The following is a 13227-nucleotide window of genomic DNA, read 5'->3' as shown; positions in this document are numbered from 1 at the left end:
AAAGTTTTCAATGAACACGCGGGATCACGGGGGCAACCTGGAAGGCGCGATTGCGCGGTTTGGTGGGGCGCGGGCGGACTGGATTGACCTGTCCACGGGGATCAACCGGGTGCCTTGGCCGGTGAGTGACCTGGGGCGGGAAGCCTGGACTGCATTGCCAACGGTGACGGCGCGGGAGGGACTGGTGGCGGCGGCGCGGCGGGCCTACGGCACGGGTGACGGGATTTTGCCGGTGGCCGGGGCGCAGGCGGGGATACAGTTGCTGCCGCTGATTCTCGACGGTCGGCGGATGGCGATTGCGGGGCCGACATATAACGAGTTTGCGGCCTCGTTCGAGGCGCGGGGCTGGTCAGTGGAACTGTCCACGGAGGGGCTCGACGGACTGCGTGGGGTGGATGTGGCGGTCGTGGTTAATCCGAACAATCCGGATGGGGCGCATTGCGGCGCGGATGATCTGCGGGCGCTGGCCGGTGAGGTCGGGACGCTGGTGGTGGATGAGAGCTTTGCGGATGCGGTGCCGGAGGGATCGCTGCTGCGGCGGCCCCTGCCCGGCAATGTTCTGGTGCTGCGGTCCTTTGGGAAGTTCTACGGGCTGGCGGGCGTCAGACTGGGGTTTGTGGTTGGCGCGGAGGCACGGCTGGAGGCGATGCGGGTGCTCGCGGGGCCGTGGAACGTGTCCGGTCCGGCGCTGGCCCTGGGGGCGGCGGCGCTGGCGGATGAGGGCTGGCGGGCAGCAACGGTGGAGCGTTTGACGGGTGAGATGACGCGGATGGACCGGATTGGGGCTGGTGCGGGCTGGCGCGTGCTGGGCGGGACGCATCTGTTTCGGCTGTTCGGGACGGAAGATGCGGCGGCGGCGCAGGAGCGGCTGGCGAAGGCGCAAGTCTGGAGCCGGATTTTTCCCTATTCCGACAGCTGGATCCGGCTTGGGTTTCCCGGAAGTCAGGCGGAATGGGAACGGCTTGAGGCGGCCCTGGCCTGAGACCCGGCGATTTTGAGAAGCCCATCGAGATCCGCGTGGGTTTCGAGGTGTTGGGCGAGGTCGTCCAGGGTGGTTTCCACCTGCGAGCCATATGAGGTTGTGGCGGCGGCAATGCCGAACCCGTTAAGCCAGGCGGCGCGGAAGGCGTCGTTGGAGAAGAGACCGTGCAGGTAGGACCCCGCGACGCGGCCATCGGGTGACGTGGCGCCCTCAGGGCGGGTGTCGATATGGGCGAAGGGGCGCGCGGTGTCCGGGCCCTCGGTGGCGCCAATATGGATCTCGTAGCCTTCGAAGCTTTTGCCGGTCGCCGTATGCGTCGCGGAGACGGTGGTGAGGTTTTTGCGTGGGTGCATGTGCGTGACCACGTCGAGCAGGCAAAGGCCTGGTGTGGTGCCGGGAGTGCCCTCGAGACCGTCAGGGTCGATCACGGTTTTTCCGAGCATCTGGTAGCCGCCGCAGAGGCCCAGCACGCGACCGCCGCGCCGGTGATGGGCGAGGATGTCGATGTCCCAGCCCTGCTTGCGGATGAAATCGAGATCGCCGCGCGTGGATTTTGAGCCGGGCAGGATCACGAGGTCCGTGTCGCCGGGAATGGGTTCGCCAGGGCGGACCATGGTGAGCGTGGTGCCGGGTTCGGCCTTGAGCGGGTCGAGATCGTCGAAATTGGCGATGCGGGAGAGGACGGGACAGGCGATTTTGAACGGGCCGGTTGAGGGGCGACCGGCGATGTCGAGCGCATCCTCGGCCGGAAGGCGGTGGGCTCCGTCGAACCAGGGAATGACGCCGAAACCGGGCCAGCCGGTGCGTTGAGCAATGAGGTCGTAGCCGTCGGTGAAGAGCCGGGGGTCGCCGCGGAACTTGTTGATGAGGAAGCCCTTGATGAGGGCGCGGTCCTTGGGAGAGATGACCTCCGCCGTGCCGACGATCTGGGCGATAACACCGCCGCGATCGATGTCTCCGGCGAGGATGACGGAAACGCCTGCGGCCTCGGCGAAGCCCATATTGGCGATGTCATTGGCGCGGAGATTGACCTCTGCAGGGCTGCCAGCTCCTTCGATCAGCACAAGGTCGGCCTGGGTGGCGAGGCGGTGGAAACTCTCCAGCACCGGGGCCATTAGCCCAGGTTTGAGTTTGGCGTAGTCGCGGGCCCTGACGGTGGTGAGGCGTTTGCCCTGGACGACGACCTGGGCGCCGGTGTCGGTTTCGGGCTTGAGCAGGATCGGGTTCATGTCGGTGTGCGGGGCCACGCCACAGGCGAGCGCCTGGAGGGCCTGGGCGCGGCCGATTTCGCCGCCGTCACTGGTAACGGCGGCATTGTTTGACATGTTCTGAGGCTTGAAGGGCAGGATTTTCAGGCCACGCCGGGTAAACGCGCGGCAGAGGCCGGCCACGAGCATGGACTTGCCGACATTGGAGCCGGCGCCCTGGATCATGAGGGATCTGGTCACGCGGCGGGCCTTTGGGGGTTCAGGAGGGCCGCGTTATCCGACGGTTGTTCCCTTGCCATGAGGGCAGTGGCGATCCTGGTGGCGCGAGAGCGCCTCCTGGGGGAGGATCGGCGCTGCCCGGCGTTGCCGCCGGGCGGGAGATTTGACAGGGGCACTGCCTCAATACCCGGCCTGTTCAGAATTCCACCCCGGCCTGGGCCTTTACGCCGGAGCGGAACGGGTGTTTCAGGAGTTCCATCTCGGTGGCGAGATCGGCGATTTCCAGCAGTTCCTCCTTCGCATTGCGGCCGGTCAGAACCACGTGGGTCATGGGTGGTTTGTGGTCGCGCAGGAAGGCCACGACCTCGTTTATGTCGAGGTAATCATAGCGCAGGGCGATGTTGATCTCGTCGAGCAGGACCATGCGGTTGGTCTCATCGAGAATGAGTTCCTTTGCCTTCGCCCAGGCGGCCTGGGCCATTTCCATGTCGCGGGACTTGTCCTGGGTTTCCCAGGTGAAACCCTCGCCCATGGTGTGAAAGGCGCAGCGGTCGGAGAAATGCTCAAGGATCAGGTCGCGCTCGCCGGTGGACATGCCGCCCTTGATGAACTGCACCACGGCGCAGGGCATGTCATGGGCGATGCAGCGGAAGATCATGCCGAAGGCGGCGGAGCTTTTGCCCTTGCCCTTGCCGGTGTGGACGATCACGAGGCCCTTTTCCTCGGTCTTGGTCGCCATGATCTTGTCCCGCGCGGCCTTCTTTTTGGCCATCTTGTGGGCGTGGCGGTCGGTATCCTCGTTCATGTGTCCTCCAGTGTCGCCATGGCGTGTTTGGGCCAGGGAAAGAATTCAAGCTCGGGCCAGAGAGCCATCTGGCGGGCGGCCTTGGCCTCGTGGGTCTCCCGGTTGGGCCGGATGGTATTTGGCACAAGACGAAAGGAAAAGATGTTGTCGAGGCCAAACGGGGCATGAACCGCGATGTTTCCGTCATGTTCCAGCCGCGCCGCGACGGAATGGGTCCTTGCGGCAAAGTACAGCAGTGCTTCCCGCGATGACGAGAATTTTGGACCTGGGCGGCCGAAGCGCTGTTCGTACCAGAGGTGAACCCGGGCCTGGTTGCGGGTCTCCACGGGTGGCTTGCCGGGGATGGCCTCCGCCACGCGGCGTATGACCTCGTCCTCGGCCTCCCAGGTGGTGTCGTGGTTGAAATAGAACAGGTCGATATCGTTGACGCCGTGCATGTCGGGCCGGCCGGTCAGGGCGTTCCAGACCGTGTTGTAGATCGCGCCCGATACGATCCAGGCATCCGGCAGATCCAGCAGGCGCACCCGTTCCATGACATCCATCATACGGGGTGAGGCGCGCAGGATTTCACGCAGGGTTTCCGTCTGCCGGGAAATGGACAGGCCGGAATAACGGAGATGGTCGTCGGTCATGTGCCTTCCAAAGCCGCGTCGAGGGCGCGGTCGCAGTGGATGAGTGTGGTGTCGAATACGGGTACGGCGACATTGGAGGCGTTCAGGAGCATTCCCACCTCCGTACAGCCGAGGATAAGGCTGTCGGCGCCCGCGTCAACAAGGCGGGCTGCTATGGCCTCATATGTTTTGCGGCTGTCACCGCGGATGATGTTTTTGCAGAGTTCGTCATAGATGATGCCATGCGTGGTCGCCCGGTCCGTGGCATTTGGAATGACGGGATCGAGCCCTTTTTCGCGGAGGCGGCCGATGTAGAACTCCTGCTCCATCGTGAAGGCGGTTGCCATCAGACCGGGGCGCTGCAACCCCTGCCCTGCGACAGCCTCTGCGGTTGCGGTTCCGATGTGGAGGAACGGGATGGCGAGGCCCTCAGTCATGCGGTCGGCCAGTTTGTGCATGGTGTTGGTGGCAAGGATCAGAATTTCCGCACCGCCGGCCTCGAGCAGGCGTGCCTCGTGGTTCAGCAGGTCACCTGCCGCGTCCCAGTCACCACGGGACTGCATGTCGGCGATGTCCGCGAAATCGAGGGAGCGGACGAGAAGGTTTGCGGAGTGCAAGCCGCCGAGACGCTCCATGGTTTGGGCGTTTAGACGGGCTTGGTAGAGGGCGGTCGAGGCGGCGGACATGCCGCCGAGGATGCCGATTTTCTTCATGCCAGCATCTCCTGCAACCGGATGCGGGCCGAGTTGGAGCGGGGCTGCCACAGACCGCGGTCGATGGCCTCGTTCAGGCGTTCGGCGATCTCGCGGAGCGCGGGCGCGTTGTTGTCGGCGATGAAGTCGCGGGTGTCGTCATCCTCAAGGTACGCGTCGTAGACCAGGTCGAAATGGTGGTCGCGGACGGCTCCGGTGGTGGCGGCGAAAGCGAAGAGGTAATCGACGGTGGCGGCGATCTCGAAAGCGCCCTTGTAGCCGTGGCGTTTGACGCCCTCGATCCATTTCGGGTTGACCGCGCGGGAGCGGACAACGCGGGCGATTTCCTCGTCGAGGGTGCGGATGACGGGGCGTTCCGGGCGGGAATGGTCGTTGTGATAGACGGTCGGGGCCGCGCCGCGCAGGGTCTCAACCGTGGCGGCCATACCGCCCTCGAACTGGTAGTAGTCGTCGCTGTCGAGGATGTCGTGTTCACGGTTGTCCTGGTTTTGGACCACGGCCTCAACCTCGGACAGACGACCGGCGAGTGCCTCACGGGCCGGTGCGCCCTCGCGGCCGTCGCCATAGGCGTAGCCGCCCCAGTCGAGCCAGGTATCGGCGAAATCGCTGCGGTCCTTCCAGAGTTTTTCGTCTATGAGCGCCTGAAGCCCCGCGCCGTAGGCTCCGGGTTTTGAGCCGAAGACGCGGTAGGTCGCCGCATCGCCCATGGCGCCGGATTCCCTGCGGAATTTGGCGGCTGACGGGTTTTCGGAGTCGGGCTCGTCCAGGTGCATCACGGCTTTGGCGGCGGAGGCCACAAGGTCGATCTGGGCCGGGAAGGCATCTCGGAAGAAGCCGGAGACGCGCAGCGTCACGTCGACGCGGGGACGGCCGAGGGCGCCCAGGGGGATGATCTCGAACCCGGTAACGCGGCCGGACATGTCGTCCCATTGCGGTTTGACGCCCATAAGCGCGAGGGCCTGTGCGATGTCGTCGCCGCCGGTGCGCATGTTTGCGGTGCCCCAGGCGGTCAGCGCCATGCTGCGCGGCCAGTCGCCATGGTCCTGGAGGTGGCGGTCGATGAGCAGGCCCGCGGATTTCCAGCCGAGTTTCCAGGCGGTGCGGGTCGGGATGGCGCGGCTGTCGACGGAGAAGAAATTGCGGCCCGTGGGCAGGACGTCGAGGCGGCCACGTGTGGGGGCGCCGGAGGGCCCCGGCGAGGTGAACTTGCCGTCGAGCGCGTTGAGAAGCCCGGTCATTTCGGCCTCGCCGGAGTATTCGACGAGAGGACGGACACGGGTGGTGATTTCCTCCATGACCGCACCGGATACCGGGCCGGGCGCGGTAGTTTCGCCCGCGACAAGGGTTTGGGCGAGGAGTTCCAGGCGTTCCACTGTGTCGCCGTGGCTGCGCCAGGTGTCGTCGGTCAGCGTGGCAAGCATATCGGGTTTGGGGCTGGTCCAGGGCGCAGCCATGTCGCAGTCGAGCGGATCGAAATCGAGGGCAAGATCGGCGGCCAGTGCGCGGATGAGGGAGGCGTCGCGGCCTTCGCCTTTGGCGCGGGGGACCCGTGTGAGGGCGATGGTGAGGTCGCGGGCCAGGCGGCCCTTGGGGGCCTCACCAAAGATGTGCAGGCCGTCGCGGATTTGGCTTTCCTTCAGCTCGCAGAGCCATGCGTCGAGTTTTTGCAGGCGACTGTCGGCATCGTCGGCGTCAGTTATGCCCGCGTCGCTGCCGAGGCCGGTGGCTTCCAGAAGCGTCACGATCTCGCGGCGGAGATGTTCGATGCGGCGCGGGTCCACGCCCGCGGCCTGGTAGTACTCGTCCACGAGGGTTTCGAGTTCGCGCAGTGGTCCGTAGCTTTCGGCGCGGGTGAGCGGTGGCGTCAGATGATCGATGATCACGGCCTGGGCGCGGCGTTTGGCCTGGGTGCCCTCGCCTGGGTCGTTCACGATGAAGGGGTAGATGTGCGGGGTTGGACCGAATGCGATCTCGGGGAAACACTCGTCTGACAGGGCCACGGCTTTGCCGGGGAGCCATTCAAGGTTGCCGTGCTTGCCCATATGGACCAGCGCGTTGGCCGCGAACGGGCCGCGCAGCCAGGCGTAGAAGGCCAGGTAGTTGTGCGGCGGGATCAGGTCGGGGGAGTGGTAGGTGTCCTCCGGGTCGATGTTGTAGCCGCGGGCGGGCTGGATGCCGACGACCACGTTGCCAAAGCGCAGGATTGAGAGGGCGAAACCGTCGCGGCCGGTGTCGAAGAACGGGTCGTCCTCCGGCCGGCCCCAGCGGGTTTCAATGCGGTCCCGGATTTCCCAGGGTAGCGCGTCATAGAAACTGCGGTACTCCTCCAACGTGAGGGTTTCGCCGCCCGTGCGGGTGGCGCGGTCCGCGAGCCAGTTGGTTGGTCCGGCCATGACGGCGTCCATCAGGTCGGACGGGGATTGCGGTATGTTTTCGGTGGTGTAGCCCGCCTCCGCGAGACGTTTGAGCACGCCGACCGTGGCGGCGGGGGTGTCGAGGCCGACGCCATTGGCGAGGCGGCCGTCCCTGTTGGGGTAGTTGGCGAGGATCAGGCCAACGCGGCGGTCCTGCGGTCTGGTCCGCGCGAGTTTGGCCCAGTTGGCGGCGAGGTCGGCCACGAAGCCGATGCGCTCGTTCTGGCCGCGATAGGCGGCGATGGCGCATTGGGTGGCCTCGTCGAAATAGGCTTCGGACTTGAAGCTGACGGCGCGGGTCAGGACCCGGCCATCCACCTCCGGCAGGGCCACGTTCATGGCGATGTCGCGGGCGGAGAGACCACGTTCGGTCTGCGCCCAGGCTTCCTCGGAGGCGCCGGAAAACACCATCTGGAACACCGGGCAGCCGGGTTCATCAAGGATGGTGGCGGGGCGATCGCCGGTCCAGCCGACGGGATTGGGCGAGGACACGGCGAAGGCGGTGGCGTTCAGGACAACGGCGGGCGGGTTTTCCGTGAAAATCCCGCGAAGGGTCTCGGCGGAGACCGGGTCCTTGAGCGAGGCCACAAAGACCGGCATCGGGTTGAGACCGCGCCGAAGCAGAGCCCGGACCATCTGATTGACCGGGTGCAGGCCCGCGCCCTGAAGGAGCGCACGGTAGAAGACCACAGCCACAACCGGCGCGCCGTCCTTCCAGCTGGCGCGGGCGGTGGTGGCGTCGGCGCGGGTTTCGCCGGGCCAGTACCAACCGGCGCGCAGGAGCGGTTCGGCGCGTGCCGGGGCCTCGCCGCGCTCGAGCATGTGGTTGGTGTATTTCAGGAAATTCAGCGCGTTTTCCGGGCCGCCCTCGACACAGTAGGACCAGAGATTTTCCCAGTGGTCCCGGTCCACGGTGGAATGGCTGAGAAGTTCGCCATCGGGTTTGTCGTCGCCGGGCAGTGCCACGAACGGCACGCCAGCCTCGCGCAGACGGATGGAGAGCTGTTCGACTGCATAGGTCCAGTAGGAGGCGCCGCCGAGAACCCGTGCGATGACGAGTTTCGAGCGGGAGGCGGTTTCGTCAATCCAGCGGTCAACGGTAAAGGGATGCGCCATCCAGGACAGGCTTGCCAGACGCAGTGACGGGGCCGCGCCGCCCAGGGTCTGACGCGCCTCGGACAGGGCCGCAAGCTCGGTGTCGGCGGCGGAGAGGAACACCACATCCGCCGGGTCCTGGCCGGTTTCAACCGGTTCGGTGCCGTCCGTGATCTGACCCGGCGTTGCGGCAAGCAGATGCATGGATCAGGCGGCCTGGGTGAGGTTTGCGAGGATTTTCTCGCGGTCAAGACCGGACAGGCCGATAACAACCAGTCTGGTCCCCCTCTCCTCACCCGCCGCAAAAGGCCGGTCGTAGTGGCTTTCGATACGGGGGCCGACCGCCTGGAGGACGAGGCGCATGGGCTTGCCCGCGACGGCGGCGAAGCCCTTCACGCGCAGGAGGTCGTGGGTGTCGATGGTGCGGGAGACGCGAGCGAGGAAAGCCTCGGTGTCGTCCAGTTCGGGCATGGTGACCACGAAGCTCTCGAACCCGTCATGGCCGTGTTCGTGCTCATGGTCGTGGTGGTGGTGGTCATCCTCATGGTGATGATGGTGATGATGGATTTCGTGGCGGCTTTCCATGTCGTCCTCGGCCCCGACGCCGAGCCCCAGAAGCACGCCGGGATCCACCGCGCCCATGTTGGAGGGCAGCACGGCGACGCCACCCCGGACGCGGGATTTGAGGCTGGTGGCGAGCTGGCCGGAGATGGCACTGTCGAGCAGGTCGGCCTTGCTCATCAGCACCATGTCGGCGCAGGCGAGCTGGTCCTCGAAAAGTTCCGACAGCGGGGTTTCGTGGTCGAGCGTGTCATCGAGACCCCGCTGGCGGTCCACGGCGGCCTCGTCGGCGGCAAAGCGGCCCTCGGACAGGGCGGGGCCGTCGACCACGGCGACGACGCCATCGACCGTAACGCGGGTGCGGATGTCGGGCCAGTTGAAGGCCCGCACAAGTGGCTGTGGCAGGGCGAGGCCGGAGGTTTCAATGACGATGTGATCGGGCGGCGTGTCGCGCTCGATGAGTTTTTGCATGGCCGGAACGAAATCCTCCGCCACGGTGCAGCAGATGCAGCCGTTGGAGAGTTCGACCACGTCATCGTCGGCGCAGCCCTCGATGCCGCAACCCTTCAGGATCTCGCCATCGACGCCAAGATCGCCAAACTCATTGATGACGAGCGCGATGCGTTTGCCGTTCGCGTTGTCGAGCAGGTGTTTGATGAGGGTGGTCTTTCCTGCACCGAGGAAGCCGGTGACGACGGTGGCCGGGATTTTCTGTGCCATGTACTGCTCCTGCACGCTCCATTTCAGTGGGATGCAGTCAGATCACGGGGGAACGCGGCCCGGTTTGGGCCCGCCCCTGCACCCACGGGGCACCCCGCCCGTGAACGTCCCGCCCGGCATGGCCGGTGCTCGTGCGAGGCAGGTCTCCTGGCTCGCGGGTCACGGCCCCTGCCCGCCTTCCCGGCACGAAAAACGTGTCAGTGGCGTCCGGGCAGCGGCTCACCGCATACAGTCGCGGGGGCGGCTGCGCATTGGGATTTTGGCCCCCGCGCATTCCCTTTTCATCCGGTTTGGCACTGGCCCCACCGGCAACCTTGCCGGGCCGTTATGTGACCGGAGTTTGACGGGTGTCAAGTGGCGGTGGACGGGGTGTATGGGGGCATTGCCGTCTCCACCCAATGCCATGACCTGAGGCACGACGCGCCATGTCCGACTTTGGGAGGGCTCCGACCCGGTTGCCAGGCGCGGGTCGCGTTAACGCTCGAAACCATTGAGCAGCCGCCAACGTCAGGGATGTCCTCCCTGGGGGAAAGTCGGACATGGCGTGTCGTGCCGACACGCCGGGAGGTTTGCGGGACCTTCGCCCAATACCCGGCCGAGCCATCGGAATACGGTTTTTTATAACGTTACAGCCAAACGGGCGGCGCATTTGCGCCACCCGCAGTCGTCGCTGCCCCAGGAGGACGAGCGAAAGCGTAGAGACGTTTACGCCGCCGTCACGCGCCAGATGATGTCGCCCACGTCGTCGGCCATCAGCAGGGATTTGCCGTCGGGGCCGACCTGGACGCCTACGGGACGGCCGTAGGATTCCCTTTCGTCCGGCGACAGGAAGCCCCAGAGGATGTCGCGCGGCGGACCGGATGGCTGCCCGTTTTCGAACGGCACAAAGATCAGTTTGTAGCCGCTGAGGGTGGAGCGGTTCCAGGAGCCGTGCTGGCCGATGCACATGCCGTCCGGGAAGCCGGGCAGCGTGCCTGCGGGCATCCAGCAAAGACCGAGCGAGGCGGTGTGACCGCCCAGCGCGTAGTCAGGCTGGATGGCGCGGTCCACAAGCTCCTGGTTCTGCGGCACGCGGTCATCCACGGTTTTGCCCCAGTAGCAGTAGGGCCAGCCGTAAAATCCGCCGTCCTGAACGGAGGTCAGGTAGTCTGGCGGTGTCTCATCGCCAAGGCCGTCCCGTTCGTTGACCACGGTCCAGAGCTTTTGCGTTGTCGGCTCCCAGGCGGTGCCGACCGGGTTGCGCAGACCGCAGGCGAAGATGCGGGCCTTGCCGGTGGGGATGTCGTATTCCCAGATACAGGCGCGTCCTTCCTCGGCCTCCATCCCGTCGTCGCCGATATTGGATTTCGAACCAACTCCCGCGTAGATTTTGGTGCGGTCGGGCGAGACGATCAGACTGCGGGTCCAGTGGCCGGCGGGTTTGAAATCGACAAGTTTTCTGCCCTCGCCCTTCAGGCTGGTTGCGCCATCCTCGTAGTCAAAGGCCACGATACCGTCGGTGTTGCCCACGTAAAATACGCCGTCCACCAGCGCCATGCCGAACGGCTGGTTCTGGTTTTCGAGGAAGACGTGACGGGTTTCGGCGACGCCGTCACCATCCTCGTCGCGCCACAGGCTGATGCGGTTGGCGGAAACGCCGATGGCTTTGGCACGGCGCATTGTGGCCTGCATGGCGTGGTCCATGAGCCCCTTGGGCGCGTTGGCCTGCTGCAGTGCCTCGGCAACCAAAACATCGCCGTTGGGCAAAACCTCGATCCAGCGGGGGTGTTCGAGCTCGGACGCGAAGGCGTTGACCTTCAGGCCTTCGGCGCATTTCGGGACGTGGCCGGGTTCCCAGCCTTTGGCCGTTGGCATCTTCAGTGTCATGATGCCCTGTTTTTTGGCTTCGGGGATCTGCGGTGATGTGCCCATGGCCTGGGTGTCGGGTGCGAACCCGCGCCGCAACAGGACCATGGCGCCACCGACGATGGTGGTTGCGCGTGCGATAATATCCATGATGTGCCTCAATTCTCCTCGGGGCGGACCCTACCCTGTGACGCAGGGCGGTCCAAGGGCGAAATCAGCAGGCGTCGGGTTTGGCAAGCCAGTCGAGGGCGGCGCGTACCGTCGTGACCGTTTTGGCGCCCGGTGGCAGAGGCGGACGGTCGACCATGACGGTTGTGATGCCAAGGGCGTCGGCGGCATCAAGTTTTGCCCGGCCCGCATCTCCGCCGGAGTTTTTGACGACCAGGTGCGTGATGGCGTGTTCGCGGAAGGTGTTTTCCTCTTCCGCCTGGGTGAAGGGGGGGCATGCGTTCAGGAATATGGCGTTGCCTGCGGGAAACTGGCTGGGCGGAGGCTCGATGGAGCGCAGGACGAAATGGACGTCGGCGCGATTGTGGAATGTGAGAGATGAGATTGCGCCAGTTGCCAGGAACGCGCGCGCTCCCGCTGGGAGCAGGTGCGCGGCATGTTCCAGAGATGTAGCGCGCAGATAATGCTTCCGGACCGGCCAGGGCAGGCGTTTTAGGTGCAGACACGGGATGCCCGCCGCTATGGCCGCCGCGTGGGCGTGATGGGGCATTCGGGCCGCATGTGGGTGGGTTGCATCGATCAGGTGTGAGATGGCGTGGTCGCGCAGCCATTGGGTCAGGCCATCGACGCCGCCGAACCCGCCGGTACGCACGGGACACGAGTAGTCTGCCGGAGATCGCGTGACGCCGGCGAGTGAGGTCGTGACGTCGCGGTTTTCGGCGGCAAGGGCAGCGCAGAGCCGGCGGGCCTCGGTCGTTCCGGCCAGAACAAGAATGCGCCCGGTCATTCCGGGTCCGTGGCCGCAACGATGTTGCCCGCGCGATCGATCACGAGGACATCGACAGCGATCGGTGCGGATGCGACCACCGCGCGGGCGGTGACGGCGGCCCGCAGGGCGATTGCCTGGGCGAGGGGTGGTCCGACGATATCGAGTGCCTGCTTGGCGGTGTTGCAGGCGGCGATTTCCGCGCGGTCGGCCCCAACGGAAGCCGCCACATCCGCCAACTGGTCGAAATCGACGCGGGACCGGGCCGAATGGAGGTCGAGACGCCCTTGGGCGAGCTTGGTCAGTTTGCCGAAGCCCCCCGCGACGGTCACACGGGCGACCGGGTGTTTCGCGAGGTATTTGAGCATTCCGCCGGCAAAATCGCCCATGTCGAGCATGGCGGAGGTGTCGAGGCCGAAATGGGCCTGTGCGGTTTTCTCGGAGGTGGCACCGGTCGAACCGACCACATGGGGCAGCCCGGCGGCGCGGGCCACGTCGATGCCGCGGTGAATGGATGCGATCCAGGCGGCACAGGAAAAGGGGCGGACAATCCCGGTTGTGCCGAGAATGGACAGGCCGCCGACGATGCCGAGGCGCCCGTTCCAAGTGTTGAGTGCTATTTCCCTGCCCCTTGGGACCGACACTTCGATCTCCACATCCGGCGGCACGCCCCAGCCTGCGGCGATGCGTTCCACCGTCTCGCGCATCATGCGTCGGGGGACAGGGTTGATCGCGGGCTCACCTGGCTCGATTGGCAGGCCGGGTTTTGTGACCGTGCCAACGCCCTCGCCCGCCACAAATGTCACGCCGCTGTCCGGCTTGCCGTGACGGGTGGTTGCAAGGATCGTCGCGCCGTGGGTGACATCGGGGTCGTCGCCCGCGTCCTTGACGATACCGGCCCGCGCCCAGCCTGGACCGTCACCGCGTTCGGCCAGGTCGAACGTGACCCGCTGGCCGCGGGGGAGCGTGATTTCGACACGGGGCTGCCAGGGGCCGCCAAACAGAACCTCGACCGCCGCCGCAGTGGCCGCCGTGGCGCAGGCGCCCGTGGTGAAGCCGGTTCTGAGAGGTCCGTCGGGTTTGCGTGTCATGTTGCCGGTATAGCGGCCAACGGCATGAC

10 protein-coding genes and 1 riboswitch are annotated in these 13227 nt (G+C 65.7%); of the genes, 1 reads left to right on the top strand and 9 read right to left on the bottom strand.

Annotated elements, in window-relative coordinates; translation table 11 throughout:
- Positions 1-10: 10 nt before the first annotated feature.
- Positions 11-982: a threonine-phosphate decarboxylase CobD gene (gene cobD, locus ACP15P_RS05865; RefSeq protein ID WP_424927573.1), complete on the top strand. Its 972-nt coding sequence runs from the start codon at positions 11-13 to the stop codon at positions 980-982.
- On the opposite strand, the gene ACP15P_RS05860 is transcribed toward cobD, so the two are convergent.
- From ACP15P_RS05860 to ACP15P_RS05820, 9 genes are all read right to left on the bottom strand, one after another.
- Positions 943-2415: a cobyric acid synthase gene (locus tag ACP15P_RS05860; protein WP_424927833.1), complete on the bottom strand. Its 1473-nt coding sequence runs from the start codon at positions 2413-2415 to the stop codon at positions 943-945. The genes cobD and ACP15P_RS05860 overlap by 40 nt on opposite strands.
- A 190-nt stretch (positions 2416-2605) precedes the next feature.
- Positions 2606-3214 (bottom strand): cob(I)yrinic acid a,c-diamide adenosyltransferase, encoded by a 609-nt coding sequence (gene cobO, locus ACP15P_RS05855; RefSeq protein WP_424927572.1) that lies wholly within the window; start codon positions 3212-3214, stop codon positions 2606-2608.
- Positions 3211-3846, bottom strand: coding sequence for a nucleotidyltransferase family protein (locus tag ACP15P_RS05850; RefSeq protein ID WP_424927571.1), 636 nt, complete (start codon positions 3844-3846; stop codon positions 3211-3213). The genes cobO and ACP15P_RS05850 overlap by 4 nt, the downstream gene beginning before the upstream one ends.
- Positions 3843-4538, bottom strand: a complete 696-nt coding sequence (locus ACP15P_RS05845; RefSeq protein WP_424927570.1) for an aspartate/glutamate racemase family protein — start codon at positions 4536-4538, stop codon at positions 3843-3845. The genes ACP15P_RS05850 and ACP15P_RS05845 overlap by 4 nt, the downstream gene beginning before the upstream one ends.
- Positions 4535-8251, bottom strand: coding sequence for a cobaltochelatase subunit CobN (gene cobN / locus ACP15P_RS05840; RefSeq protein ID WP_424927569.1), 3717 nt, complete (start codon positions 8249-8251; stop codon positions 4535-4537). The genes ACP15P_RS05845 and cobN overlap by 4 nt, the downstream gene beginning before the upstream one ends.
- Before the next feature lie 3 nt (positions 8252-8254).
- Entirely contained in the window at positions 8255-9328 is a 1074-nt protein-coding gene (cobW, locus tag ACP15P_RS05835; protein ID WP_424927568.1) for a cobalamin biosynthesis protein CobW, read from the bottom strand.
- 120 nt (positions 9329-9448) lie between these two features.
- Positions 9449-9660: riboswitch (cobalamin riboswitch) on the bottom strand.
- Between the two features lie 373 nt (positions 9661-10033).
- Positions 10034-11323, bottom strand: a complete 1290-nt coding sequence (locus tag ACP15P_RS05830) for a PQQ-dependent sugar dehydrogenase (RefSeq protein ID WP_424927567.1) — start codon at positions 11321-11323, stop codon at positions 10034-10036.
- Between the two features lie 64 nt (positions 11324-11387).
- Complete coding sequence (locus tag ACP15P_RS05825) at positions 11388-12128, bottom strand: cobalt-precorrin-6A reductase (RefSeq protein ID WP_424927566.1); 741 nt, start codon at positions 12126-12128, stop codon at positions 11388-11390.
- Entirely contained in the window at positions 12125-13198 is a 1074-nt protein-coding gene (locus ACP15P_RS05820) for a cobalt-precorrin-5B (C(1))-methyltransferase (RefSeq protein ID WP_424927565.1), read from the bottom strand. The genes ACP15P_RS05825 and ACP15P_RS05820 overlap by 4 nt, the downstream gene beginning before the upstream one ends.
- Between the last annotated feature and the right edge of the window lie 29 nt (positions 13199-13227).

This window comes from Amaricoccus tamworthensis (assembly GCF_049800875.1).
Taxonomy (GTDB): Bacteria; Pseudomonadota; Alphaproteobacteria; order Rhodobacterales; family Rhodobacteraceae; genus Amaricoccus; species Amaricoccus tamworthensis.
This window is presented reverse-complemented; position numbering and strand designations above follow the sequence as displayed.